The 25,714-nt window shown below is 66.0% G+C and carries 27 protein-coding genes; 14 read left to right on the top strand and 13 right to left on the bottom strand.

The genetic code is table 11. The features are described from left to right. Positions 1–133: 133 nt before the first annotated feature. From ACIA5H_RS12910 to ACIA5H_RS12900, 3 genes are all read right to left on the bottom strand, one after another. Positions 134–1,033, bottom strand: a complete 900-nt coding sequence (locus ACIA5H_RS12910; protein WP_397076027.1) for a universal stress protein — start codon at positions 1,031–1,033, stop codon at positions 134–136. 25 nt (positions 1,034–1,058) lie between these two features. Continuing rightward, the gene (locus ACIA5H_RS12905; protein ID WP_379252215.1) at positions 1,059–1,595 is read right to left on the bottom strand and encodes a hypothetical protein; all 537 of its coding nucleotides are present in this window, start codon (positions 1,593–1,595) and stop codon (positions 1,059–1,061) included. 95 nt (positions 1,596–1,690) lie between these two features. Further along, the gene (locus ACIA5H_RS12900) at positions 1,691–2,680 is read right to left on the bottom strand and encodes an Acg family FMN-binding oxidoreductase (RefSeq protein WP_364425274.1); all 990 of its coding nucleotides are present in this window, start codon (positions 2,678–2,680) and stop codon (positions 1,691–1,693) included. A gap of 398 nt (positions 2,681–3,078) precedes the next feature. Between ACIA5H_RS12900 and ACIA5H_RS12895 the strand changes: the two genes are divergently transcribed. Both ACIA5H_RS12895 and ACIA5H_RS12890 read left to right on the top strand, forming a co-directional pair. Then, positions 3,079–4,872 (top strand): AMP-dependent synthetase/ligase, encoded by a 1,794-nt coding sequence (locus ACIA5H_RS12895; RefSeq protein WP_397076024.1) that lies wholly within the window; start codon positions 3,079–3,081, stop codon positions 4,870–4,872. A 95-nt stretch (positions 4,873–4,967) separates the two neighbouring features. Beyond that, on the top strand, positions 4,968–5,396 hold the full coding sequence (locus ACIA5H_RS12890; RefSeq protein ID WP_379252213.1) for a hypothetical protein: 429 nt from the start codon (positions 4,968–4,970) through the stop codon (positions 5,394–5,396). Between the two features lie 113 nt (positions 5,397–5,509). On the opposite strand, the gene ACIA5H_RS12885 is transcribed toward ACIA5H_RS12890, so the two are convergent. Next, a complete protein-coding gene (locus ACIA5H_RS12885) occupies positions 5,510–5,635 on the bottom strand; it encodes an Rv1535 domain-containing protein (protein WP_364425270.1) in 126 nt (41 codons plus the stop codon). Positions 5,636–5,701: 66 nt separating this feature from the next. Here ACIA5H_RS12885 and ACIA5H_RS12880 point away from each other — a divergent pair, with 66 nt between their 5' ends. Next, positions 5,702–5,968: a hypothetical protein gene (locus tag ACIA5H_RS12880; RefSeq protein ID WP_355078183.1), complete on the top strand. Its 267-nt coding sequence runs from the start codon at positions 5,702–5,704 to the stop codon at positions 5,966–5,968. 48 nt (positions 5,969–6,016) lie between these two features. Here ACIA5H_RS12880 and ACIA5H_RS12875 read toward each other — a convergent pair whose 3' ends face one another. Next, positions 6,017–7,894: a glycosyl hydrolase 53 family protein gene (locus ACIA5H_RS12875; RefSeq protein ID WP_397076021.1), complete on the bottom strand. Its 1,878-nt coding sequence runs from the start codon at positions 7,892–7,894 to the stop codon at positions 6,017–6,019. Positions 7,895–8,127: 233 nt separating this feature from the next. On the opposite strand from ACIA5H_RS12875, the gene ACIA5H_RS12870 reads away from it, so the two are divergent. From ACIA5H_RS12870 to ACIA5H_RS12845, 6 genes are all read left to right on the top strand, one after another. Then, on the top strand, positions 8,128–8,904 hold the full coding sequence (locus tag ACIA5H_RS12870) for a response regulator transcription factor (protein WP_397076018.1): 777 nt from the start codon (positions 8,128–8,130) through the stop codon (positions 8,902–8,904). A 192-nt stretch (positions 8,905–9,096) separates the two neighbouring features. Then, positions 9,097–9,714, top strand: a complete 618-nt coding sequence (locus ACIA5H_RS12865) for a TetR family transcriptional regulator (RefSeq protein WP_397076016.1) — start codon at positions 9,097–9,099, stop codon at positions 9,712–9,714. A 214-nt stretch (positions 9,715–9,928) separates the two neighbouring features. After that, complete coding sequence (locus ACIA5H_RS12860; protein ID WP_379252209.1) at positions 9,929–11,647, top strand: CocE/NonD family hydrolase; 1,719 nt, start codon at positions 9,929–9,931, stop codon at positions 11,645–11,647. A 312-nt stretch (positions 11,648–11,959) separates the two neighbouring features. Next, positions 11,960–12,316, top strand: a complete 357-nt coding sequence (locus tag ACIA5H_RS12855) for a DoxX family protein (RefSeq protein ID WP_364425257.1) — start codon at positions 11,960–11,962, stop codon at positions 12,314–12,316. 181 nt (positions 12,317–12,497) lie between these two features. Then, entirely contained in the window at positions 12,498–13,388 is an 891-nt protein-coding gene (locus ACIA5H_RS12850) for a fumarylacetoacetate hydrolase family protein (RefSeq protein ID WP_397076013.1), read from the top strand. 34 nt (positions 13,389–13,422) lie between these two features. After that, on the top strand, positions 13,423–14,172 hold the full coding sequence (locus ACIA5H_RS12845) for an IclR family transcriptional regulator (RefSeq protein WP_379252207.1): 750 nt from the start codon (positions 13,423–13,425) through the stop codon (positions 14,170–14,172). A 211-nt stretch (positions 14,173–14,383) separates the two neighbouring features. On the opposite strand, the gene ACIA5H_RS12840 is transcribed toward ACIA5H_RS12845, so the two are convergent. Continuing rightward, a complete protein-coding gene (locus ACIA5H_RS12840) occupies positions 14,384–14,743 on the bottom strand; it encodes a nuclear transport factor 2 family protein (protein ID WP_397076011.1) in 360 nt (119 codons plus the stop codon). 161 nt (positions 14,744–14,904) lie between these two features. Between ACIA5H_RS12840 and ACIA5H_RS12835 the strand changes: the two genes are divergently transcribed. Continuing rightward, positions 14,905–15,585 (top strand): class II aldolase/adducin family protein, encoded by a 681-nt coding sequence (locus ACIA5H_RS12835; RefSeq protein WP_397076009.1) that lies wholly within the window; start codon positions 14,905–14,907, stop codon positions 15,583–15,585. A gap of 163 nt (positions 15,586–15,748) precedes the next feature. Here ACIA5H_RS12835 and ACIA5H_RS12830 read toward each other — a convergent pair whose 3' ends face one another. Further along, positions 15,749–16,228, bottom strand: coding sequence for an SRPBCC family protein (locus tag ACIA5H_RS12830; RefSeq protein WP_379252204.1), 480 nt, complete (start codon positions 16,226–16,228; stop codon positions 15,749–15,751). Next, the gene (locus tag ACIA5H_RS12825) at positions 16,225–17,118 is read right to left on the bottom strand and encodes an NAD(P)-dependent oxidoreductase (RefSeq protein WP_379252202.1); all 894 of its coding nucleotides are present in this window, start codon (positions 17,116–17,118) and stop codon (positions 16,225–16,227) included. Before ACIA5H_RS12825 ends, ACIA5H_RS12830 begins: the two co-directional genes overlap by 4 nt. A 139-nt stretch (positions 17,119–17,257) precedes the next feature. Here ACIA5H_RS12825 and ACIA5H_RS12820 point away from each other — a divergent pair, with 139 nt between their 5' ends. Next, positions 17,258–18,001 (top strand): GntR family transcriptional regulator, encoded by a 744-nt coding sequence (locus ACIA5H_RS12820; RefSeq protein WP_355078195.1) that lies wholly within the window; start codon positions 17,258–17,260, stop codon positions 17,999–18,001. A gap of 149 nt (positions 18,002–18,150) precedes the next feature. Here ACIA5H_RS12820 and ACIA5H_RS12815 read toward each other — a convergent pair whose 3' ends face one another. Genes ACIA5H_RS12815 through ACIA5H_RS12800 form a run of 4 tightly spaced genes read right to left on the bottom strand, consistent with a single transcriptional unit; the run spans position 18,151 to position 22,287 of the window. After that, positions 18,151–19,788 carry a long-chain fatty acid--CoA ligase gene (locus ACIA5H_RS12815; protein ID WP_397076005.1) on the bottom strand — a complete coding sequence of 546 codons (1,638 nt, stop codon included), beginning with the start codon at positions 19,786–19,788 and terminating at the stop codon, positions 18,151–18,153. A gap of 54 nt (positions 19,789–19,842) precedes the next feature. Continuing rightward, a complete protein-coding gene (locus ACIA5H_RS12810) occupies positions 19,843–20,697 on the bottom strand; it encodes an alpha/beta fold hydrolase (protein ID WP_397076003.1) in 855 nt (284 codons plus the stop codon). Positions 20,698–20,700: 3 nt separating this feature from the next. Beyond that, complete coding sequence (locus ACIA5H_RS12805) at positions 20,701–21,609, bottom strand: VOC family protein (RefSeq protein ID WP_379252199.1); 909 nt, start codon at positions 21,607–21,609, stop codon at positions 20,701–20,703. A 39-nt stretch (positions 21,610–21,648) separates the two neighbouring features. Beyond that, positions 21,649–22,287: a VOC family protein gene (locus ACIA5H_RS12800; RefSeq protein WP_379252198.1), complete on the bottom strand. Its 639-nt coding sequence runs from the start codon at positions 22,285–22,287 to the stop codon at positions 21,649–21,651. 98 nt (positions 22,288–22,385) lie between these two features. Here ACIA5H_RS12800 and ACIA5H_RS12795 point away from each other — a divergent pair, with 98 nt between their 5' ends. Both ACIA5H_RS12795 and ACIA5H_RS12790 read left to right on the top strand, forming a co-directional pair. Continuing rightward, positions 22,386–22,781, top strand: a complete 396-nt coding sequence (locus ACIA5H_RS12795; RefSeq protein ID WP_397076000.1) for a YciI family protein — start codon at positions 22,386–22,388, stop codon at positions 22,779–22,781. A gap of 338 nt (positions 22,782–23,119) precedes the next feature. Beyond that, complete coding sequence (locus tag ACIA5H_RS12790) at positions 23,120–23,665, top strand: hypothetical protein (RefSeq protein ID WP_379252196.1); 546 nt, start codon at positions 23,120–23,122, stop codon at positions 23,663–23,665. A gap of 31 nt (positions 23,666–23,696) precedes the next feature. Here ACIA5H_RS12790 and ACIA5H_RS12785 read toward each other — a convergent pair whose 3' ends face one another. Further along, a complete protein-coding gene (locus tag ACIA5H_RS12785; RefSeq protein WP_379252195.1) occupies positions 23,697–24,458 on the bottom strand; it encodes a dienelactone hydrolase family protein in 762 nt (253 codons plus the stop codon). A gap of 920 nt (positions 24,459–25,378) precedes the next feature. Between ACIA5H_RS12785 and ACIA5H_RS12780 the strand changes: the two genes are divergently transcribed. Then, positions 25,379–25,672, top strand: a complete 294-nt coding sequence (locus ACIA5H_RS12780; protein ID WP_355073792.1) for a hypothetical protein — start codon at positions 25,379–25,381, stop codon at positions 25,670–25,672. The last annotated feature ends 42 nt before the right edge of the window (positions 25,673–25,714 follow it).

Below are 25,714 nucleotides of genomic sequence, written 5' to 3'. Positions count from 1 at the left end.
CACCTGGTACGGATGGGCATCACCTCGATCTCGGTGACACCGGACGCGGTGCCCGCGGCCCGTCGGGCGATCACCGCCGCCGAACGGCGCGTGCTACTCGAGCAGGCGCTCTCGGTGCGAAACGACGCCCGCGTCAGCTCTGACGCACCACGATGACGGGGCACTCCGCCGTATGCAGCAACGCCGCGCTGGTGGAACCGAGCAGCATGCCGGTGAACCCGCCGCGGCCGTGGCTACCCACCACGAGCAATTGGGCCTCGTCCGATTGATCGACGAGAGAACGAACCGGCCGGTCACGCACCAGCACACGCCGCACCGGCACCTCCGGGTAGCGCTCGCCGAATCCGGCGAGATTCTCGGCGAGCAACGCGTCCTCCCGTTCCCCCACCGCATCCCAGCCGGGCACGAGATCGATACCGCTCGAATCGCTCCACGCGTGCAGCGCGATCAGCCCGACCTTACGGCGCGCGGCCTCCTCGAAGGCGACTTCGATGGCGGGCACGCTGTTGTCGGTTCCGTCCACCCCGACCAGCACGGGCTTTCCCGCGGAGAAGGCGTCGGTCGCCGAAGTCGAGCGCACGACCGCGACCGGACAGTGTGCGTGCCGCGTCACCGCCGTGCTCACCGATCCGAGCAACTCGCGCCGATACGCACCGAGCCCGCGGCTGCCGACGACGAGCATTCTCGCGTGCTCGGACCGGGCCAGTAGGTCCGGGATGATCGGCTCGAGCGTCGACTCGGTACTGATCGCCAGCGCCTCCCCCGATGCCGTGGTCCTGGCGACGCGGGCAGCCTCGGTGAGCACCCGTTCCCCGTCCTTGCGCAGCCATTCCATATCGGATTCGGTCAGTGTGGCGCCGAGGCCGAACCCGGGCGGCACAGCGACGGACGTCACGATGTGCAGTCGGGAACGATGCAGCGCGGCGTCGGCCGCGGCCCACGCCGCAGCGTGATACGAGCTGGCCGAACCATCGACGGCGACGACGATCGGCCGATCCGGCGGTTCCACGTGCGCGGTCGAGTTCTCCGTCATGGCGCTCTCCTCGATCCCAGGTCCGTCATTCCATGTCCGTTCCGATCGGTCCGCTCAGACGCCGCCATTCGGCCGCCAAGCGAGCGCCACGCATTCGGTCGAGCAACCGTGCGGTAGATGAAGCCGAAACCATCGCACCGAAACACATTCCGACAAAGGTGACCGAGCCGAGCGCGACTCCGGCCCACAGCGCGTCCGAGTACGGCCGCGGCGGTGTGGTTGTCTTCCCGGCCGAATCGAACCACACCGTGACGTGGCTGCCGGGTTCCGCCGCGCCGGGGACCGGGACGGTCGCGCTGCCTTCGCGGCCGTCCCGGCTCCACCGCACCGGCGCTTGGAACCGTGCCCGTGCGTCGTCCTGTCCAGCGACTGTCAGCACCGGTTCCGGTGCGCCTGCCACCGTCGCCGTCACGGCCACCTTGGCGGAGTTCTCCACTCGGATCCGCTCCGCGGCCTTCGTGCTGCCTGCCGTGCCCGCGACAACGGCGAGCGGCACGGCGATCAGCACTGCCATCGCGGCGAACAGCCGCACCAGTGCCTCCCACCGGTCCGAAGCGCGCATCAGTGGATTGCCGTTCCACGGCCGCCATCGCCACAGGCGAACCGTCCGCGACGGATACCGCGCCACCTTGGATCACCCCTCCGGGGCACGCCTCGTCATGAACCAGAACGATCCAGCGGATGCACCACCTCGTCGAGCGGGCGGCGCGGCGTGGGCGGGACCGGATCCGCGCTCGGAACCGCCCAACCGATCCGCACGATCATCTGCGGATGCGCGCTGTCGTCGAGAACGTGGGCACGGATGCGTTCCCTGGTGTCGGCCAACTCCATCGGCTCCGTCAACGGGCAAGTGGCCAGCCCGAGCGACGTGGCGGTCAACAGCACCGCGCTCGTGGCCTCACCGGCCCGCAGCTGGGACAACCGATCGTCACTGCTGGTGCTCAGCAGGATCATCCGGTCGGCGGCATCGATGTCACGCACCACCGCCTGCGGCAATCCCGGGTTCGAGAACGGACGCACCGTGGGGTCGGCCTCGGTCGCCACCGCGTTGCGCGCCGGCACCCCTTGCGGCGCCGCGTGCCTGCCGCTCCACTGGGCGAGTTCGGCGCCGTAGGAGACGTCACGGGCGTGCTGCCAGGCCGCCTGTTCGAACGCTCGCAGCAACTGGGTCCGCGCCGGTTCGGCCTCGACATCGCGCACGAGCACTCCGGTCGCCACCCCGGCGGCGACGATGGCCTCGATATGCGCGGACGGCACCTCCCACGAGCTGAAGCGGCGGCGATCCGTGCTGCGTTTGCCGATGGCGCGCGCCAACTCGACGTGCTCGGGCGTGCATGTGGTCGGACGGAATTCCACGGCGGCGAGATGCTCGGGCGCGGCAGGGTTCGGTAGCCGATGGATCACCGTCTCCCACCCCTCCGCGCGAGCGGCGACGCGCAGATGATGCAACGCCGCACCGCAACTCAGCAGCAGGTCACGTCCGTCAGGGTCCGTGTGCGGGAGCCTTCGGCTCTCGTCGGCGTACAGGTGGACGGTCTCGCGTCCCAGCCGCCACTGCCAGGGCTGGGTGTTGTGCACCGATGGCGCACGAGATGCCAGCGCCAACGCGGATCGCAGTGTCTCGGAATCGGGGTGTGTTCTCGGCATCGCTTGCCTCTCATCGAGATTCGTCCGGCAGGCGCGAAACCGGATCCGCGGCCGCGCCACCGTCCAGTACGAACTCCGAGCCGGTCCGGCAGGTGGCCTCGGTGACCAGGAACCGGTGGGCCCGCTTTCGCCTGGATTCAGCATCGCGCGAACCCGTGGCGCAGGTGACGGCCGAAGGTCACCGAACAGCGGGCACTCTGGCACGTCACCGGCTGCCGAGAACCTGGGCGTACGGCGTCGTGGGCCTACCACTCAGCACTGAAGAGGACCTATGTCCTTGAGCGCGACTGCCAACGTCCATCGCCGCATCGATGCGCCGCGGACCATACTCGGTAGTGCGCGGCTCACCCAGGTCGAGCGCATCGTGCGCCCTCCGGCAGCGCCGAGGAGGACCGATCATGCGGGAATTCGGACTGCCGGCTCTGTACCAAGTGCCCGCCGAGGCGAACCTCACCGACTTGATCGAACGTAACGCCGAGCGGTACCCCGATCTGACCGTCATCTCCCGCAAGGTAGGCGGCCGCTGGCAAGATGTGACCGCCGCCCAGTTCCGCGCCGCGGCGTGGGCGACGGCGAAAGGACTGATCGCCAACGGCATCCAGGCAGGCGATCGCGTGGCCATCATGTCCCGCACGCGGTACGAGTGGACGTTGGTGGACTTCGCGATCTGGTACGCGGGCGCGATTTCGGTCCCCGTCTATGAAACTTCCTCGTCCGAACAAGTGCAGTGGATCGTGTCCGACTCCGGCGCGTCCGCCATCGTCACAGAGACCGATCACCACACGGCCGTGGTCGCCGCAGTACGCGACCAATTGCCGAAATTGACGCACAGCTGGCAGATCGAGGCCGACGCCATAGCGAACCTGACGGCGGAGGGCGCACGGATCAGCGACGCCACCGTCGTGGAGCGCCGGACCGCCGTAGCGGCCGACGCGCCTGCGACGATCGTGTACACCTCCGGTACCACCGGCCGCCCGAAAGGGTGTCAGCTGACCCACGGCAACTTCCTCGCCGAACTCGGCAACATCACCGCCCGGATGCCGACGCTGTTCCGCACCGGAGAGTCTTCGGTGCTGTTGTTTCTGCCGCTGGCACATGTGCTCGGCCGAATCGCCGAAGTCGCGGCGGCCTACGTCCCGGTCGACATCGCGAACGTCAGCGATGTCAAAGATGTCACCGCCGAACTCGGCGCATTCCGTCCGACGTTGATCCTGGGCGTGCCACGAGTCTTCGAGAAGGTGTACAACACCGCACGCGCTCGAGCCGAACTCGCCCACCGCGAGCGCGTCTTCGATATGGCAGCCACGACCGCCATCGACTACGGCCGGGCCCGGGGCGCCGGGCACATACCGCTCCCGCTGCGGATCCGGCATGCGCTGTTCGACCGGCTGGTCTACCGGCGGCTGCGCGCCGCGCTGGGCGGCCGCGCCACGCACGCCATATCCGGCGGCGCGCCGCTCGGCGAACGCCTCGGCAATTTCTACCGTGGAGTGGGATTCACTGTGTTGGAGGGCTACGGGCTGACCGAGACATGCGCGGCCGCCACGTTCAATCCGGACGACCGGCCGAAGATAGGCACGGTCGGCCAACCGCTCCCGGGCTCCTCGGTCCGGATCGATGAGGACGGCGAGATCCTGTTGCGCGGAGCGAACGTGTTCACCGGGTATTGGAACAATCCGCGTGCCACCGCCGAGTCGTTCCGCGACGGTTGGTTCGCCACAGGCGACCTCGGCACTCTCGATGACGACGGGTACCTCACCATCATCGGGCGCAAGAAGGAGATCATCGTGACCGCCGCCGGTAAGAACGTGGCTCCCGCGGTGATCGAAGACCGCATCCGCGCCCACGCCATCATCGGTGAGGTGATCGTCGTAGGCGACGGCAAACCGTTCGTCGGTTGCCTGGTGACCATCGACGATGAGCACTTTCCCCTGTGGAAACAGCTGCATGACAAACCCCAGGACGCCAGTGTCGACGATCTCGCCGCGGACCCCGATCTACTGGCCGCTGTCCAGGCCGCTGTCGACGACGGCAACCGAGCCGTGTCCCGCGCCGAGGCCGTCCGCAAATTCCGCCTGCTGCACACCCAGCTGACCGAGGACAGCGGATATGTCACCCCATCGTTGAAGCTCAAACGCAACCTCGTACTCCGCGACTTCGCCGCAGAGGTCAGCGCGATATACAGCGAGTGATCGCGGACTGACGCAACACCCGCTCTGACTTCTCGTCAGAGGTAAACTTTGGTTTGCTCGTAGGTGTCCAAATGGTGAACGCAACGGAGTGACCCATGAAGATTTCCGAAGGCGTGGTGGACATGATCGCCCGGACGGCCGGCGCGACAACGGCTGCGGCAGGCGCCGTGGGCGGCGCCGCTGTCAACGGTGTGATCGGCGGCATCCAAGGTGCCGCGATCGGCGTGAAGAAGGGGCTCGGCAGCGGCAGCCACTCGACACCGGCGGCAGCACTGACTCTGGTGGCGATCGGCGCCACGGGTCTGGTGGACTGGCCGGTGCTGCTGGGTGTCGGGGGCGCTACCTTGGTGGTTCAGAAGCTCGGGCAGCGATCGGGCAGGCTGCCGCCGCCCGAGGCCGGTGATCGCGCCGGGCGCCCCGAGCCGCACGCGCAGAGCGGCCAGTCCGCCCGTCGAGACGACGAGCGTGCGATTCCCGCGCCGGAGAGCGCGGGCCGGGCGCAGCGCTCGCCGAGCATGCATTAGTCGTCGCACGTGGACCTGCGGTACGCCCCGGTGGGTCGGCGCGAGGCGTTGTCGACCGCCGTCGCCGACATGCCCCCGTGGCTGTTCGCCGCGGGCGGTCGGCAACGTGGTGATCAGTCGACGATCTCGACGACCCCGAGGCGCCACAGCACTGCGTACAGCTCACGCAACGGCACGGCCAGAACCTGCGTCAGCGCGCCCGTCAGCTGATCCGAGCCGCCGCCTGCACCATTTGTCATCACACTGGACACCGTGCGGATGCCAGGCATCGACCTATCCAACACACTCTTACCGGAAGGTAAAAAATGGCCGAAAAATCGCACACCGGCCACCGGAATGCCGTAGATCGCGTGCTGGCCGCGCAGGGTTTCGCGGTGGAACTGCCGGTAGTGGGCCGGGTCCGCATCCCTCGACCCGAACAGTTGGCGTACTACGGTGCACTCGGCGCGCTGGCTGCGGCGGAGATCATCGAATGGCCCGTTGCGGTGGTCCTCGCGGCCGGTCACTGGCTGGCGCAGGACCAGCACAATCGCGTCGCTCACCAAATCGGCGAAGCCCTTGAAGAGGCCTAGATCCAGCGCTCGGGCCCGGGGCTGTCCGGTCGAGCGTGGCGTACGGCACTAACGTGGCCCGGCGGCTTCGGCTATGAGTGTGTTGGCCCTCGACCCCGGATTCTCCTTGAAGGCCGAGAGTGCAGGAAGAGGGCGCCAATCGGCGTCGAAGAGGGCGTGGGCGCGGAAGTAGTCGACGGACCGCTCGACGCTGTCGTCGATGAAACATGCTCCCCACCAGAACAGTCCGCATCCTGTCGACAGGTCTCCAATGGTTCGCAGAGCGGATCTGAGGTATTCGTGCTGCCCGCGCGCGTCGAAGGAGAACTCCCGCTCGATGTCGGTGTAGGTACGGTCGTTCCCCGCGATCGGTCTGAAGGGATACGCCGTCTCGCCGATCAACACGCTCTTGTGCGGTCGCGATGCGCAGAGGGATTCGATTCGGCGCAGCCGCGAAATCGTAGCGTTGTGATGTGCCAGTGGATAGAACGACAGCGACACGGCGTCGTAGTCGACGTCGAAATGGTCCGCGTACCGCAACCACCACTCGGCGCCCTCGACGTCGGCGCCGCGGTCGAGATGAACAGAGATGAGGGTGGAATCGGCGGTTTCCCGCACGCCCATCGTCGCCGCGCGCAAGAGCTCGGACAGAATCACCCATTGATCGGCTGAATTCCAGTCGCTCTCGACGCCGTCTTCCGGGTGTAGCCGCGCGCCGCTGCGTGGATCCTGTCCCGGCTCCGCCCACAACATCCCGTTGGTGATTTCGTTGCCGACTTGCACCATGGCCGGCTGGATGTCATGACGGCGGAACTCGGTGAGGGTGTGTGCGGTGTAGCGGCGAACTTCCTCGATCAGCGTCCGGATCGGCAGCGATGCCCACGCCCGTGGCTTGCACTGTTTACCCGGATCCGCCCAGGTGTCGGAATAGTGCAGAGTGAGACATATCGCGAGTCCGGCGGATCGAGCGGCCTGAGCCAAGCCGATGGCGTGCTCGAGGTTCATCGGCGAGTTGTCGTCGACCCATACGCTCAGGCGAACGCTGTTCACTCCGTGGTCGGCGAGTGTCGTCGCGACCTCGTACGCGCGCCCACCCGGGCAGTGCGACAAGTCGACTCCGTGAAAGAAGTCGGTGACGTGCCGGGATGGTCGTCGTGCGGCGAAATCGCCAGTGTGCCGGGCCGGCTCGGCTCGAATGTTCGTGTAGCCGCCCGATCCGTATCCTCCGTCGGCGAAGTCCAGCCCGAGAAGCAGCCGACAGTAGAATCTGGCTCTGGGATGGCGGCTGTTCCCGATACTGGATTCCGCTCCGGTATGGCGTACGACATCGGGAACGAGGCGGTAGGCGTCGAGCCGCACATGCGCCGCGGCCGGATTGATGGGCAGTTTCCAGAAGTAAGGGAACGCATCGTGTCGTTGTACGGACTCCGCATGGGCGTACATCTGGAAGTCGAGCGGATCCTTGAGTGGAGTCATGATCTGCAGGAGTTTGACCGCACCCGCGAGTCCGACGAGATACCCCTCGGTACCGGCCCCGCCGATCAGGTCAGCGTAGGAGAACCTGCCGCTGGTCGAACGAATCCGGCCCGGTGTGGCCCTGCTGCTCAGAAAGACGAGATCACAGTCCGGAGGGAGTCCCCACTCGTCGACGTCGTGGGGTAGCGGAGAGATCAGCTCGGCGTCGTCCTCGAGCACGATCGCCCACGGAATCCTGTGGTCGACGATATGGCGCCAGAGCCTGATATGACTGATCCCGCAGGCAGCCTCCAGCGACGCCCAGCGGCCGAAGTCCTGGACAACTTCGCCCTGCTCCGGATGATCGAAATCCAGCGTCCGCCCGTCGGTGGCAGGCCACCGCTCGAAGAGCATCCCGTGGCGCGCCAGATTCTCGGAGATCACGGTCAGTCGCTCGGTGTCACGATCGAGATTGACGACAAATGTTCGCATACATTCCCCCGGCAAACTTGCGCGCGCTTCCAGCGCAGCGTGCTTCCTGGTCCGCTTTCCGGGCGAACCATCCTTCGATGCGGCCGACGCCGTGTCGATCCAAAGGGACGGTCCGCCGGATACTTACGGAGACCAACGATAATTTCGGTGCTCCAAGGCGGATATACGAAGAACTTCGTATACCGTTCTCAGCTCGAGCCGATCTCCGGGAACCGGTGCTGCACAATGCTGGAATGGACGCTGTGCCAGGGGGAGACGCCAAACGCATCCACGATCTCGCGTTGCAGATCATCACCGAGAAGGAGCCGGTGCGGGTCTGGCCGCTGCTGATGGAACGCTTGACCGCCGATCTACCGTGCGACTTGGCGGTTCTCATCGACCTGAACTGGCGGGCAGGAACCGGCCATGCGCTCACCGGATCGCCGGACTGGCTACACGAGGCACCGCTCGACGCACTGATCCACGCGCATATGCGGTCTCACCCCCTGCTTCGGCATTATGCGCTGACGCGAGACAAAACCCCGCTGACGATGGACGAGGCAGCCGACGATCGCTGGTGGAAGGGTGAGGCATACCGGGCAGGAAAGGATGCCATCGGCATCGACCGCCAGCTGGCGTTGCCGTTGAGTTCCGAACCCGGCCGGATCCGCGGCGTCATCATGAGCCGCAGCGGTGGCGGGTTCAGCGACCGGGATCTCGAATACGCCGTGCTCGCCAGGTCGCTGCTCGACACGGTCGAAGCGCACGAGGCGGCAGCCTTCGCACACCACACGATGCGCGCGGATCCCGCGGAGTACAAGATCACTCCCCGGGAGTCGGCGGTGCTCGCGCTCCTGTGCGACGGCCTTACCGCGCATGCCATCGGCACCCGACTCGGGATCAAGGCGGCGACGGTGACGAAACATACCGAGAACCTCTACCGCAAGCTCGGTGTGCACGATCGCATCGCAGCGCTGCGAAAGGCCCAAGCCCTCTCCCTCATTCCCCCTACGCCCGGACAGCGGCGATAGCGGTAGGACACCCTTCGAAGGCCCTCGCGGCCATACGGGTCACTTTCTCTCGCGGTGCTCGGACGGCTGTGCGAAGCCTCCCGCGGGACCGGGAGCTGAATTGCCCGGTAGGCTGAAACAGATTTCAGTGTGTGTGGAAACTTGGTCGCACGCAGTCGGGAAGTGCGGAACCGGCAGAGGAGACGGTGGAACATGGTGGCACGAGCGGGGCGCGGGCCTCGGGGGGAACGTGGCGCGCAGGCGGACCGCATCCTCGCAACGGCGCGTAAGTCCTTCGCCGAGCGAGGTTACAGCGGAACCTCGTTGCGAGCCGTGGCGAAGGCAGCCGAAGTGGACCCCACCCTGGTGAACTACTACTTCTCCAACAAGATGGGACTGCTGAAGGCGGCGCTGGAGCCGCCGGAATCCTTTGGTGCGGCAATCGGGGAGGCCGCTCGAGTGCCACTGGAGGAGCGCGGACGAGCCTTTGTCGAGGCGGCGCTGCGCATGTGGGACGATCCGGCCACCTCGGAGATTCTGCGGTCGATCATCCTCGCCGCGAGTCACGAGCCCTTCGCCATGGAGCGCCTCCGCGCCGTCTTCTCCGATCTTGTCTTGCAGGTGGTGTCGGCGAGCCTTCCCGACGACGAGGCCGGCCTGCGGGCGGACCTGGTGGCCACTCAGATCGTGGGACTGGCCATGACGCGTTATGTCTGGGCCCTCGACAGCATTGCCGATCTGCACACGGAGCAGGTCGTCCGCCTGATCGGGCCGACCGTGCAGCACTACCTCACCGGCCCCTTGGGCACGGATGTTTCGGAGAGCGCCTGAGCGGCGGATGACCCCGCAGGGATGAGTCGGTCGGCGCCGCGGTCGAGTACGCCGGCGGCCGCACCATGCTCGTCACCGTTCGCCCCGCCGAGCGCGGCGCGCGGGCCGCCGACGACCAATATTTCAGCATGTATGGAAATTGCTCTTGCCTGCAGCGGGGCGCCGGGCGTACCGTGAGCCCGTTAATTTCTGTATATGTGGAAATGAGGATGCCGTGGCTCGGGTAAGAGCAGCCGGTGCGGAGCCCGGTCAGCGTCAGTTGAACGGACCGCAGACCACAGGTCGCGAGTATCGCGACCTGTCCCCCGCTCTCCACGGGACGACCCGCGAGAACAATGTGCCTGTCCTGGTCCGTGACGGCACCAGGCTGCTGGCCGACATTCACCGCCCCGCCGCCGACGGGAGATTTCCCGCGCTCATCGCGGCGGCACCCTATCCCCGCCAACTCCAGGACCTCGGTGCCCCCGCGGCGGTCATCGAGGCCGGCACCACCGACTTCTGGGTTCCACGCGGCTACGCCCATGTCATCGCCAACCTTCGTGGCACAGTGGGCTCGGACGGCACCTACACCTTTTTCGACGAGCAGGAGCGCCAGGACCTGTTCGACCTGGTCGAGTGGGTCGCCGGTCAGCCGTGGTGCGACGGCAACGTGGGCATGATCGGCATCAGCTACTACGCCATGACCCAGATGGCGGCGGCCACCCAGCGCCCACCTCATCTCAAGGCCCTGTTCCCGTTCAATGTCACGGTTCAGGCCTGGGAAGCCTCCTACCACAACGGCCTGTTGAGCCAGGCTTTCATCACCCCGTGGTTCCGTGCGCTAGGCGTCCTGTCCGCCCACGGCGACTCTCTCTACCGCAAGGGCCTGTCCCGCCTCCTGCGCAGAATTCTCGCGATTCCCGCCGTCCACCGTCGGTTCAGGCACACCGACGGCGTCCAGGCGACTCTCGGCCTGCGGTTGGTGAGCCGCTTCCGCCACGATGCCCACCCATGGGAGGCCCTGTTGAACGCGGTGGCCACCGAACACCCCACCCGGGATGCGTGGTGGGACGACCGCGACCTGACCGAACTGCTGTCCCGCGTCGACATCCCCGTCTACCTCGGCGGCGAGTGGTCCAACGTCCCCCTGCATCTACCCGGCCTCTTCCAAGCCTGGAAGGCCCTCGCCCACAACCCGCACGTGCGCATGACCATGCTCGGGGAGCACAGCTTGCCCTGGCCATGGGAGAGCATGCACATCGAGGCCCTCGCCTGGTTCGACCACTGGCTCAAGGGGCGGGACACCGGCATTCTCGAAGGCCCCGCCATCCGCTACTGGCTGCCCGGGGCCGAACGGTGGCTCACCGCCGACTCCTGGCCCCCGCCTGCGACACACATGGCCTTGTCGCTCAACTCCGACGGCTCCCTCACCGGCGACGAGCAACCGGGCGAGCGCAGCTACGCCACGGACGGCGCGAACGCCATGCCCGCAGAACTGAGTTGGACCAGCGATCCCCTTCTCGGCGACCTCGACATGGTCGGTCACCCCGAGCTACGGCTCACCGCCACCAGCAGTGCGGCCGACACGGGATGGATCCTGCTCCTCCAAGACGTCGGACCGGACGGCAAAGCCATCGACGTCACCCAAGGCTGGCTGCGAGCCGGCATGCGCTATGTCGACGAGGACGCGAGCGCGACGGGCAGGCCCGTCCTCCCGATGAGGACGTGGGAGCCCGTCCCTGCGGGGGACCCGGTCGACTACCGCATCCCGCTGGTGGCCAACGCCCGCCGATTCCGCCGCGGGCACCGCATCCGGCTCATCCTCACCAGTGACGACAGCCGCGAGGACTTCCGCCCCATGCTCCTGTTCAGTCACGCCCCCGTCGGCAGTCCGAGCGTCAATACGGTGCACTCCAGATCACGTCTGCTCCTGCCGATCCTGGAAGGAGAGTGAACAGGGACGGCCCGACAATTCGCCCCGCGCTCCCCTCGTCTACGACCGGACACGGCAAGAGCACACCTGTACCGGGTGGCATCTCGAGCCACCCATATCACCTGCGGCTGGCGGCCCCGGACCTGAGGGCAGGCCCGCGCCGAACCGCTGGACGGAGCCGTCGACATCGGCGAGATCCAGATCGTCGGCGTCAGCCCCACCCCCGAACCGAGGGGCTGCATTCGAGCCTCATATGAGGCAGACAGCACTCAGCTGTGCCCACCGCCCTGACATCCAGGGACCAATTCTCGACATCGAAAACAGGAGATCACCATGACCGCAACAACCATCCTCGCAGCTTTGCTCGCGATCGTTCTGCTAGGGGCCGGTACAACCATGACCCTGGCCGTCAGCTTCCAACGCGACACCGCGGCGCACCTCGGATTCAGCGTCAACGCCTTCCGCGGTATCGGGGCCTTGGAGTTGCTCGGTGCGATCGGAGTACTTCTGGGGCTGACGATCCCCGCCGTCGGCGCCCTCGCCGCAGTGGGCATCGTGGCACTGATGGTCGGCGCCGCTATCAGCCACCTCCGCGTTCGCGACCGGTTCGCGCAGCTGATCCCAGCGATAGCGATCGCTGCCGTCGCGGTCGCGTATCTGATTTTGGTTGGGCAACAGGCAGTTTCGTGAGGCGCGTACCCGACGCTGGACTACGAGCGGACCGTCGCGGCCGTTCGACGTGACGCAGCGCCCGCACTCCACCGCCATTGCGCACGGGCTCCGGACTGGCGAGCCTGTCGAGCGGCCCGGCTTGACATCCGCCGCAAAAGTGTGTGCACTTTAGCGAGTTCTTGATTTCTAAGGGGTTTTCATGTCGTCGCAGCAGTGGTGTCTAGTCCAGTTCGTCGGGAGCAACCGAGCGCAGCCGAGTGTCGGCGTGCTCGCCGCCGGCGAAGTCGGCCGGCCGCCGGAGCCGCTATCGGGCCTCACTTTGTTGGAAGTTCTCGATCGGTGGGCCGAGTTCACGCCCCTGCTCCGGAACTTCCAGCCCTCGGCGCTCGAGGTCATACCGGATGTCGAACTCGTCGCACCTCTCACCTATCCCCGCAAGGTCATCTGCGCCGGGGCGAACTACTACGGACACGCGGAGGAGATGGGCACGCAGCGTCCGGATCCGGACGGTGAGCCCTTCTTCTTCCTCAAGCCACCCACCACGACGGTCCTGGGCGCGCACGACGACGTGCGTCTGCCGGAACGCGCCGACGTGGACTGGGAGGTCGAGTTGGCCGTCGTCATCGGCGCGGGCGGTCACGATATCGATGAGCGCGCGGCCCTCGATCACGTGGCTGGCTACACGGTCGCCAACGACCTGTCCGCTCGGGGACTGTTCCCGAGGAAAGACGCGGTCCTCGCGCCATTCGGCTGGGACTGGTTCCAGCACAAGGCATTCGACGGGTCGTGCCCATTGGGGCCCGGACTCGTGCCCAGCTGGCAAATCGGCGATCCGCACGACCTCACGCTTCGGCTGACGGTCAACGGGGAGATCAAGCAGGAAGCGTCCACCGCCGACATGGTGATCACGGTGCCGCGGTTGATCGCCGCCGCGAGCCGCGTGCTGACCCTCGAGCCGGGTGACGTCATCCTGACCGGTACGCCGGCCGGTGTCGGCCTGCCGCGCAAGACTTTCCTCAACGCCGGCGACCTGGTCGTCAGCGAGATCGACGGCCTCGGTCGACTGGAGAACAGAATGGTCGCGGCATGACCGGGAGCCTCCATCGTCGATGAGGGCAGGGACCATGCCATCCCACGAGTCGATCTCTTCGGCCGAGAACGTGCTCACGCTTCTTGTCGCTCTGCGCGAGAACGGTAGGTTGCGCGTGGCCGACGCCGCGGAACTGCTCGCGGTGACGCCTCCCACCGCACACCGGCTGTTGTCCACCCTCAAGCGGCACCGGTTCGCCGAACAGGACCGCAAACGCGCCTACCTGCCGGGACCACGGCTGACGCAATTCCCGCGGGGCGCCGAGCCGCCACACGACCTCGGCGTCCTCGGCCATCCCTATCTGGCCGACCTTTCGCGGCGGTCGGGCTGTACGACTTTCCTGGTGACCCTGGAGGGCAACGGCTGCCGGTTCATCGACGGCGTCGAGAGCAGCCGCGCCCACCGTGTCCGGAGTCGTGTCGGGCACTTGCTGCCCGCACACACCACATCGGGCGGCAAGGTGCTCCTGGCCCAGCTTCCCGACAGCGAACTGGTCGCGCTCTACCCCGACCGCCACGTCCGAATGCGTGATGGCTCGACGCGTGAGCTCGTCGCGCTCCGTCGTGAACTCGGTGTCGTCCGCAGGCAGGGTTATGCCCTGTGCCTGGAGACGAACGAGCAGTGTGTGAACGCCGTCGGCGTCCCGGTCACCACCCGGCCCGGCATGGTCATCGCCGCGGTCGTGTTGGCGTGCCCTTCGGCGGGCTCCAGCCGCAGGCGCCTCGTCGACCTCGTACCCGACGTCCGGGCGACCGCGTCCGCGATCGCCGAGAACTTCGCCTGAAGGTCGGGGCCTCGCCTCGCGCTGGTCACTCCAGCGTTGACGCACTCCGCCGGCCGCAGTCCTATCGGCTGACCGACCGCGGCCAGGCCTTGCGCCCCGCCATGAACCCGGCGGTCCGGACCGGCCCATAGTCGGTCGCGGCGGTGCGGTCGGCACCGGTCGGCGGCGCCTCCGGTGACGACCGCGACACGCCGTGGTCACGTCGGCTTGGTCACGCGAAAACCGGGGCCACGTCGAAGAAGACACGATAGCTATCGATCAGGCCGCTGTCACCGACAGTCCAGATCGACACCACCGGAATGGAGACCTCTCGGCCATCTTTACGCGTATAGGTGACAACCAGCTCGACGATGGTGTCGTTGCCCACGACCCACTCGTGGACGATCTCGTGGTGCATCCCACTGAGCATGCCGAAGAAGCCGACAGTGCCCGCCTCGACCGCCTCGCGGCCCTCGAGAACGGGGCCGTTGCCGAAGGCGGTCTTGCCATCATGGGCGAAAAGTCCCGCAAAGGCCTTCGAGTCGAGAGTGTCGACCGCGTGGAACACGGCGGCGGTCAAAGCGCTGGTCATAATTGGATCCTTTCGAGATGAGCTGCATACACCTTGACCCGATCCAGTCACGTCCGGCCATCTCCCTGAGCGCAAATTCCGCTTTGCGGAATGAACTGCCCGGAGCGTCGATTTTCGCCCCGGGCTTGGCGCTGAGGCTAAAAAGTGCATACAGTTATCCGGTGAGCTCTTCCACCACCCAACCCATCGAAGTCCGGGTTTCCGACGCAGCGCGCGCCATGGCCACCATGGGGCTGGTCGACGCGTTCGGGCATGTATCCGCCAGGGACTTCGACCACATGGTGATCACACCCGCCGCGGATCTCGAGACCGTCGAGGCGTCGAACTGCATCCGTGTCCCGTTGAACGCGACGTCTTTGCCACCCGGATGCCCGGCCGAGGCGTGGGCCCATTTGGCCCTCTACAACCGTTTCCCGGCGACCGGAGCGATCGCGCGGGCCCAGCCGGCGGCATCGCTGGCTGTCGGCATGCTCGCCGACCGCATCGCCCCGACCCACGGCCAGGCGTGCTGGCTGGGCGATTCCGTGCCGGTGTACCCCTCCGCGCTACTGGTCCGCGAAGCCGACCGCGGCCTGCGACTCGCCGAGGCGATCGGCGCGTCGGACGCGCTCATTCTGCGCGGCAACGGCGCGATCACGGTGGCAGCCGACCCCGCCACCGCAGTCGCCACCATGTCGGTGCTTGCCGCCGCGTGCACCGTCTGGCTCGAGACGAGGGACGCACCAGTCGCCGCCATGTCGGCGGAAGAGGTTCGCTCATGGCAAGCCGTCAAACACGAGCTACTGCCCAGACTGGGGGCACACCTGCTGCGCAAAGCGGCGACGACGCGCGCCGCCCGATGATCCCACGCGCGTATGCCGCCCAAGGCTCGACGCCGCTGAACTCCGTCGCCATGCTGACCGGACTGGATCAGGTTGCGGTGGAAGCGAATTCGGGCGTGTGCGTACCCCGACCAGGCGTACGGCCCCGCGCCGGAACGCGGGGCCGTCGCCCACGGTCCGGACGTCAGCTCATGGGCAGCGTGACGGACGCTTCTCCACCGGCGACCCGACGGATGGCCGCGAGCGTTGCGCCGACCGCCGCTATGTACTGCGTCGTCATTTCCTCGGCGTACGCCGCCTCCTCGGGAGAACCACTCTGTAAGCCTTCGAGCACCAGCGCGAAGCTGAACCGGAGGAACAGCTCCCCCTCGTCTTCCTCGATGTCGTTGACGATCGTGCCGAGGACCGGCCCCGAGATGCGCGTGAAAATCACCCGCTGCTGCGGCTGGAGGCTGACTCGCTCGGAATAGCGGTCGCCGAACAGCTCGATCTCGCGCTCGAACGTCACGTCATCGAGGCGAGCGGTGACGAGGCAGTGGGACATGGCCGGCACGAAGGGCAGCGCATTGTCGGCCTTCATGACCAGGCCCTGCCACACGGCAGTCCGATCGAGCGTCGGCTCGCCGGTCTCGTTGACCGGGAGGCGGTGAGTGACGTAGATCATTTGGTGACTTCCTGTGCGAGTGCGTTCTGGGCGGAGATCTGGTCGTGCACGCTGGCTATATCGAGTTCTCCCCAACCGTCGGCCAAGGCCTGGTCGAAGACCGCTTTGGCCGCCTCGAACACCGGCCGATGCTCGCCGACCTCGTGCAGGTGCGCCTCGATCTGGTCAAGGATCTCGTGCAGCGTCGCGATGGGCCCGGGAGCGGGCAGCCATGAGCGTTGCGCCATCACGGGACCTCGCTGCTCGAGCAGCGCCGAGCCCGCGATGGACGTCTCCAGGGCGCACTGGACCATCTCGAGGTCCAAGTTGTCGCGGCGGGCCAGCGCGATCGCTTCCGCGGCCGCGACCGTATGGGTCGCCACCAGCATGGAAGAGATGTACTTCAGGTGGGTGCCGGTCCCGAAGTCACCGGTTCTGACCCAGGGCCCCGAGATGGCGTCCAAGACGTCGGCGACTCGATCGATCGCCTCCGCCGCTCCGGAGGCGAAGATCCTGGCCAGCCGCGGGCCGACCATTCCGGGGCTGCCGCTGATCGGACAGTCGAGCATGGTGGCCCCGACATGCTGGAGCTGACGCATCAATGCGAGCTTGCGCGTCACCGGAATCGTGCTCATCTCGAGGTGGATCGCTCCGGGGCGCATCGTCGACAGCGTGCCCTCGGGTCCGCTGACCACGCGCTGGACGTCATCCGCGGTCGGCAGGATCGACACAATGACCTCGCACGAGGTGGCCAGTTCCGCCGGCGACGACGCGACGGTGCCGCCCGCGGCCTCGAGCTCGGGACACTCGATGCTGCGCCGGTACCCCACGACGTCGAACCCCCGGGCCAGCAAGTTCTCAGCGATCGGCAGGCCCATCTTGCCCAGTCCGATGACTCCGATAATTCTCACATTGGTCACGTCCTCACGGGTTTTCGCGCGGGGAGGGGACGCCTTCGGCGACGCCACAACTCCGAAATACTGTATGCAGTTTACGCGGGCGACATCCGAAAGAGAAGGAATATGTATACACATCGCTTAGGCTAGGGGTATGAGTCGCAAAGTGCTCGTCCCGCACATCACCAGGGTGGAACTACCCGAGGCACGCCAAGCTATCCCGTATGTACACGCCTACCTGCGCGAAAGGATTCTCGACGGCACGCTGCGGCCTGGGACGAAGCTCTCTCAGGTGTCGCTGGCCGAGCAGCTCGGCGTCAGCCGCACGCCGTTGCGCGAGGTGCTGCGGATGCTGCAGGAGGAGGGCCTGGTCCAGATCGAACCGAACCAGCGCACCCGCGTCTCCATGCTCGACCCGCGTGAACTCGACGAGATCTATGCCAGCCGAGTCGTGCTCGAGTCACTGGCCGTCGCCATGACAGTGGACAGCTTCGACGACGCCGCCCGAGATCACGCGACCGAGCAACTGGCGGCCATGCGCGTGGCCGCGGAGGAAGGTGAGACCGAGCGCTGGTTCGTCATCCACTCGGCGTTCCACCGCACGATCACCTGCGGCGCCGGTGACACCATGCAGAAGCAGTTGCGTCAACTGGCCGACCGGTGTGTCCGGTACATCCGGATCTACCAGGGTGGCGAGCCGAACAGCTGGCACAAGGCCGGCGATCACGAACACGCGCAGATTCTGTCCGCGCTGGTGGAGGGCGCCAAGGCCACGGCCCAAGCCCGCATGGCGAGTCACTTGGCCCACACCGCTTTCAAAGTATTGAGCGACACCTCGCCCGACTACCAGCCGACCGCTGTGCCATTGGCCCTGGAGATGGTCGGCGTTCCGGACTGACGGGTGAGCAACCGCCGTGAAGCCAATGATCTTCGCGATGAGGTCGAGACCCGGCTCGCGCCCGTGACACCGGCAGCCCGCGCGGCGGTTGCGTAGTCACCCCGCGTCACCACTGCCGATGCTGAGGTGGTGACGCGGGGCAGCAGGATTCAACCGAGGGTGGTGACTTCCAGGTCGCCGTCGGCGTACTGGGCGCGTAGCCGCTTCTTGTCGAACTTGCCCACACTGGTCTTGGGGACCTCGGCGATGAACGTCCACCGTTCGGGCAGCTGCCATTTGGCGAACTTGTCGGCCAAGAACTCCCGCAGTTCTTCGGGTTCGGCTTCGGCGCCCTCGGCCAGCACGATCGCCACCAACGGCCGCTCGTCCCACTTCTGGTCCGGCACACCGATCACCGCGGCCTCCGCGACCGCCGGATGCGCGATCACCGCGTTCTCCAGATCCACCGACGAGATCCACTCACCCCCGGACTTGATCACATCCTTCGAGCGGTCCACCAGCGTGAGATAACCATCGGGACTGATCTTGCCGACATCCCCGGTCCGCAACCACCCGTCGTCGAACTTCTCCGGATCGATCACCGTGCCGTCGGGCGAATAATACGACCCGGTGATCCACGGACCACGCACCTGCAACTCCCCCAACGCCACCCCGTCGTTGGGGACCACACCCTCGTCACCGACCAGACGCGCCCGCACCCCGGCCGGGAAACGACCCTGAGTCACCCGATACGCCCACTTCTGCTCCTCGGTGACCGCGGTCGCCGGCGGATGCGCCACACTACCCAACGGCGAGGTCTCGGTCATGCCCCACGCGTGCAGCACCCGCACCCCATGCTTGTCCTCGAAGGTGCGCATCATCGACGGCGGCACCGCCGAACCACCCACCACCACCGCACGCAGATGCGTGATGTCCTGCGGGTTGGCCGCCAGCCCGGCCAGCACCCCACCCCAGATTGTGGGCACCGCCGCGGCGAAGGTCGGGCGCTGCGCGGCCATGCACTCCAGCAACGGACCCGGCTGCAGGAACCGGTCGGGCATCAACAGATTCGCCCCCGCCATCAACGCCGCATACGGCAGACCCCACGCGTTCGCGTGGAACAACGGCACGATCGCCAGAATCGAATCGGTCTCGAACAAGCCCATCCCGTTGTTGACGGCCACCTGCATCGCGTGCAGCCAGTTCGACCGATGCGAATACACCACACCCTTCGGATCCCCCGTGGTACCGGAGGTGTAGCACATCGCCGCGGCCGCGCGCTCGTCGATCACCGGGAACTCGTAGGTATCCGGCTGCGCACCCAGCAGTTCGGTGTAGGAGTGCACCTGCACACCCTCGGGCGCGGTCAACGTCGCCGCGTCGCCGTTGACCACGATCACATGCCGCACCGTGGCCAGGTGCGGCAGGATCTGCCCGAACAACGCCACCAGGCTGCCGTCCACCAACACCACCTGATCCTCGGCGTGGTTGGCCACATACACCACCTGCTCGGGGAACAACCGGATGTTCAACGCGTGCAGCACCGCGCCCATCGCGGGCACCGCGATATAGGCCACCAGATGCTCGTTGTTGTTCCACATGAACGTCCCCACCCGATCACCCACCCCGATACCCAGCCCACCCAACGCGTTCGCCAACCGCGCCGACTCCGCCCCGACCTCACGATAGGTCATGGTGCGCACACCGGTACCCGTCCACGTCGACACAGTCGAATCCCCAGCGAACGTCGATGCGTAGCGCAGCAACGTCGCCAACGACAACGGCTCGTCCTGCATAGTGCTCAACATCGCAACTCCTTCTTCCATCGATGACTTCCCCACAGAAAGCCACATTGAGCGAGGTCAGGCCTCGGACAGGAACGGTTCCACGACGCCGAGGAACTCGGCGGTCTTCTCGATCATGGTCCAGTGGCCGCAGTTGCCGAGCACATGCAGCCGGACGTCAGGAAGAAGTTCCAGCAATGCCCCCGAGGATTCCTTCCACGGCACCACCCGGTCGTCTCGCCCGTGAATCATGAGGGTCGGCTGTGCCACCCCGGTCAACTCGGCACCGGACAGGGCCAGGTCGTCGACCCAGCGTTGGCGCGGTTCGGGAAACATCGCTTCCCACGAGTTCGCGACGGCGGGCTCGACACTTGCCCCGTATCGCATCTCGACCAGCTGATCGGTGATGAGTCCCCGGTCGTAGGCGAACAGCCCGATGATCTCGCGCATGTTCTCGATTCCCGGCCGGTAGTTCCAGACGGTGTCGAGCCCTTGCGGTAGCGCCATCGCGACACCCATCGAGCCCATGAGAACGAGTCGACGAACGGCCTGCGGACGCTCGGCCGCGAGTGATAAGGCGATTGCCCCGCCCATCGAGTTGCCGATGATGTCGTAGGTCTCGATGCCGAGTTCGTCCATGAGCGCGAGTGCGTGCCGGGTCCACGCCTGTCGGCCCCACGTGCGCGCCGCACCGGTGGCTGTGCCACCGAAGCCCAACTGATCGGGGGCGATGACGCGCCGACTCTGCGAAAGGGACGGCAGCACGGGTCGCCAGTTGGCCGCGGCGCTCACACCGGGACCGGATCCGTGCAGGAGCAGCAGCGGCGGCTGCGCGCTCTCGCCTGCGGGCTCCCCGGTGTCGATGACAGCGGTGCGTACCCCATCGACTTCGCGTATCGATGCGGTCGGATGATCGCTGGTGATGACGGCCACTTGCTAACTCCTCGTCGGGGCGGGTCGGGTTCCGGCCATCGAGGCCGCGTGCTGCGTGGAGACCCGCTTGACCGGACCCAGCCACATGTCGATCGAGCCGGGTTCATCCGGATCGAACGTGCGCGGTCGCCAAGCCGCGTCGTCCTCGATGCGACGCACCCCGAACGAGTATTCGTAGGTGAAGCCTTCGGGACCGAGAAAGTAGAGGAACACCGCTGTCGACTGCGGGTGGCGACCAGGGCCCATTTCGATCTGGACGTCGCGTTCTCGCAGGAAGTGCCAGGAACGGAAGACGTCGTCGATGGACTCCACCTGAAAGTTCATGTGGCACAGACCAGCGCTCTCGCCCTGGAATACGGCGAGCTTGTGGTGGACGGGATCGATCCGCATCAGGCACGCGGCGTCGCCGATCCAATCCGACACGCGGGCGTTGAAGTGCCCGTTCCAGAACCGGTAGGCCTCGTGCACATCCGGTGCGTCGAGGCAGAGGTGCCCGAACTCCGTGATGCCTGCCGGCCGAGCGAAAGCGACGGGGCGGGTGATCGTCTCCTGTTGGCTGACCAGCTCGATGCGATTGCCGAAGGGATCGTCGAAGCCGATGAACTCGGCCACGCGTCGCGAGCGAGCCTCTTGCCTCGACCCGCGCCGCACGGCGAAACCGGCGTGCTCGAGTTCGTTCTCGGCAGCCTCCAGCGCATCCATGTCGGCGACGGTGAACCCGGAGGCCAGAACCCCCGACACCCCCTCGACCAAAGCCAGACAGTGGTGGCGGGAGTCAGCGCGAAGGTGTGCGACCCCTGGTTCGGTCTCACCGGCGAGTTCGAGACCGACGATGCGGGTCGCGAAGTCGACGGCGGTCCTGAGATCGGCGACTCCTGACCGCACATAGGCGATGTCGGTCAGCGTGATCATGGGTGTTCTCTCCTGTGGAAACTTGCCGAACGCACGGTGTCAGGAGTCGATCGCGTCCGGGATGAGGTTCTTCACCAGCCCCGGCTGCAGATAGCCGGTCTCCCCGTACCGAGCTACCAGCGCCGCGTTGTCGGCCAGCAGTTTCTCGATCGGTTCGGTGAGGTCGATCGCTGCCAGGAATGGCTGGCGGGCGGGCAGTCCGGTCTGCCAGTACACCTCGCAACGGTTGCCCTCGGGATCGAAGAAATAGATGCCGAACGCGTTGCCGTGCGTCACGATCATGTCGAAGTCGACATCGTGCTCGATGAATCTGCGGTGGAACTCGATCAACTCGGTCAGATGATTGACCCGGAACGAGACCTGCTGAATGAGTTTGGTGTTCTCGTCGGCGCGCGCCACGGTCCGGCCTTCGACGAGCTGGAACTCGTGGTGTTCGAAGTTCGGCCGGGCACTGAAGAACCGCATGCCCAGATTCAGGTCCTCATCGGTGACCGTCAGTCCGAGGACGTCGCGGTAGAACGCTGTACTGGCTTCCAGGTCATCGCAGAAAACTCCGAAATGACCGAGTTCAGCGATCGGCATGGTGAATTTTCCTTCCCGTGGTGGCGGCCGGGTCATGTGCTGGTCGATCGAGTGCTCCTGGAACCGCCCGGCCGAGGAGTCCGCAGGTGGCGTCACTCCTGTTCCCTACGCGTCCGACCGTAATGTGTATGCACTTTTACTGTCAAGGTTCTTCCGGATGTTGCTGCCGCACGGAAATTGCATACAGTTATGCGATGAGTTTATTGCCCCCCGCCGCCGATCGCGACGCCCCTGACCCCTCACTGCTCCTGGGCCAGGACTACTGGATGCTGACCTCCACCCCTTCGGCCGGGACGACCTCCGAGGACATCGCCGCCCTCGCCCCCGCGCACATAGCCTGGCTGCTGGACCTCGAGAAACGCGGCCTCGTCTTCCTGTCGGGCCCCCTCGTCAGCGGCCCCGGCGCCGGTCCGGGATCGGGCGTCACGGTCTTGCGCGCCTCCGACGAAGCCGACGCAACCGCCATCGCGTCAGCGGATCCGTTCGTCACGGCGGGTCTGCGCAGCTTCGTCGTTCATCGGTGGCGCCTCAACGAGGGCAGCGTTTCGATGCGCCTGTCACTCGGCCGCGGCACCTACGAATGGCATTGAGCGGGAACCCGTTCGAGCCCGCATCTCGTCGCACGCCTACCTTCGGGCACAGAACCGTTGACGAGCGCATTCTCTGATGCCATAGTGTATACACTCTGCTGATAATGGCCGATCAGGTATCAAGGTGCGGCAGATCTCCACCGTCCGCACAGGTCATCGGCGACGACCGCCATCGACAGCAACGGCAAAACCCGGTTTGAAGGAACTCCAGTGGGATGCTTGGACGAACGCGTCGAATTCACCTCCGGCGCAGCTCATGGTCAGGGACTCCGCCACGCGGTTCACCTTGCCGAAGAAACCGCACCGACCTCCGTCGCGCCTCGGTATGAGGTGCGACGATGACCGCCACGGTCTTCTGCTCCCGGGCCGAACCACTCCGGCCGCGCGACGACGGCGATCCGGAGGAAGGGAAAGCACCGTTGCTCGGGCCTGATCAGTTATTGGCGGCGATCGCTGGTCACCTTACGCAAGGATCATCGCTGATCGAGTGGGCTAGGGAGTTGGGCGATCTGCACGCGGCACTGATCCCAGTGCGCCTGAATCGAACGCGTCTTCCCGCCGAATTCGATGAAGCCCGCGTCCACATCGACATTGCCGAGATCGTCAGCGAGATCGATTCGTGGGCGTTCGTCCATGTTCCGAGAGCCCCCGGAGCGCGCAGGCACACCCATTCCCTGGGAGAGGTGATCAGCCATATCGCAAAGATCTATGCCAACGCGTGGTGGACGGTGCTACACGTCGATGACAACGACGTGCGGCACGAGGCATGGTTTCACCTCGGTGAGGCCTGCGAAGGCTACGCGCAGCTGATTCACGACGTCCAGGCCTCTGGGGTCCGATTCCCGCTAGGGTGGCGGGGCATCCGACACGCGCCGCCGACCTGACAGGTGCTTCCGCGAGGTCGGCTGAGCCCGGCTAGCGGCGCAAATTGCGGTCGAACAGGGCCAGCAGTTCGCGGTAGTGCCGTTCATCGGCCTCGGGATCGTGTGCGGAAGTATCGGCCTGGGTGTAGCCGTGTTGGGCACCCTCGTAGACCTCGGTGCGGTGGCGGACACCGGCGGCATCCAGCGCCTTGTCGAACAGGGCGATATGTTCCGGAGTCATGTGGTGATCCTCGCCCGCGTGGGCGAAATACAGTTCCGCCGTGATGTTTCCGAGGGTGAGATGCGGACTGTCCGGGGTGTCGGTCACCAGCGGTCCGCCGTGGAATCCTGCCACCGCCGCAACCCGATCGGGGAACATGGCGGCGGTCAGCACCGCCAGCCGCGCACCCATGCAGTAACCCGTGACGCCGACCTTTCCCGCTATGACCTGCGGCGACGCTGCCAGCCACTCGAGATATGCGCCGACATCCGAACGCAGGAGCTCCGGGGTCAGCTCGCGGATCATCGGGAAGACCTGTTGGAAGATCTCCGGCCGCTCCCCCGGGTCGATGAAGTCCGGCAGCTCGATCACAGGCGCACGCCCGTGCCGGTAATAGGCGTTCGGCAGCAGAACGGTGTAGCCATGGGCGGCAATACGATCGGCCAGTGATCGCAGGCTGGGCCGCAGTCCGAAACCGTCCTGAATCACGAGCACTCCCGGATGGGCGGCGCCATCGTCGGGGTAGGCGACATACGAGTCAGCGACACCGTCGGATGTCCGGACGTCGACCGACATACCGTTCACTGCGGTCACCCTCGAATCCTCCTGCCATGCCAGCCTTTCGAACATACCCCATTCAAGATCAGCCGATTCGACTCGACTACCGGTCGTCGGAGCATCGAGCCGAGACAGGGGCGGAGCGATCGAGCCCGACGCGAACCCGATCATCGGCGACTGGGTCGACCTTCTCGTCGACCTCACCGCACACGACCGGGCCCGGGACAACCGGCCGATCGTGCTGTGCGGGCTCAGCGCAGGCGGCGTGCTCGTCTATCACGTCGACGCCAAGGCCCCAGGGCAGTCTCAGCGGCACCAGCCAGCACATCCGGCAGGTCCGTAACGGGATGCAGTCGCCGATTTCATCTTCAACAACAGTCCGTCCAGGCTCATGCATTGTCTGCATATTTGCAGAAGACGTGTTTATTTCTGCGCCATAAAGCGATCACGACGCCGAGGATCCGCAGATTTGCGCAATATTCGACCGAAACCGGAGAGCATGCTTCCACTTGGATGGATCGACCGGAGGGGCGTTCGGTAGGCGAATGCATCGGTTGAGCACGGGGGAGCCGCCGCAGGACGTGCATCGGATGCCAAATTGTACCGACATACCGCAGTGCGACCCGTCCCCTAGCAGGTAAAACCGGACGACACAGGTTAGTGGCGCCGAGTGTGCCGTCGGCTCGACTCACGCCGAACAGAATGGAAGCGCACCGCGAGATCGACTCCGCCGCACGTTGATACGCGGGGTGCCGAGAAATCGACTCGATTTGATCATCGACTTCACCGGTGGATGAAGATCAATTTGTGTTACCTCCGCAAAATATTCAGTTAGCCAACTATTAACGGTGATGATTACCACAGCAATAGAAGTGGATTTGTAGATTTCTTTTTCTTAACGTTGCTGGTGCGCCCGTGATGGCGTCGTTATCCCACTGTGAAAGGAAGCTCCGTAGATGTTCTCTCGTAAGGCCCTTCTCGCCGCCAGCACCGTCTCCGCCGCTGCCCTGTTCTTCGGCCCGGTCGCGGTGGCCTCCGCCGCCCACTCCGCCGCCGGCACCGGTTCCGCGGGCCTGGCCTCGGGTTCGGCCGACGGTGGCTCGTCCACTGGTTCGGCCGGCTCGTCCTCCGGTTCCGCCATGCTGGACTCCGGCAGCTCGGCCCTCGACGGGGGCACCTCCGCCGTCGTCAACGTCATCGATGCGATCACCGGCATCCGGGACCTGACCCAGCCCAAGCCCGCCTCCTGATCCGGTCTCGGTAGATCACCGCATCGTCCGTCTGCCCCTTCG

It is taken from the genome of Nocardia sp. NPDC051900, from assembly GCF_044452545.1.
GTDB lineage: Bacteria > Actinomycetota > Actinomycetes > Mycobacteriales > Mycobacteriaceae > Nocardia > Nocardia sichangensis.
The sequence above is the reverse complement of the archived record's forward strand: the minus strand, read 5'-3'. Positions and strand labels throughout refer to the sequence as shown.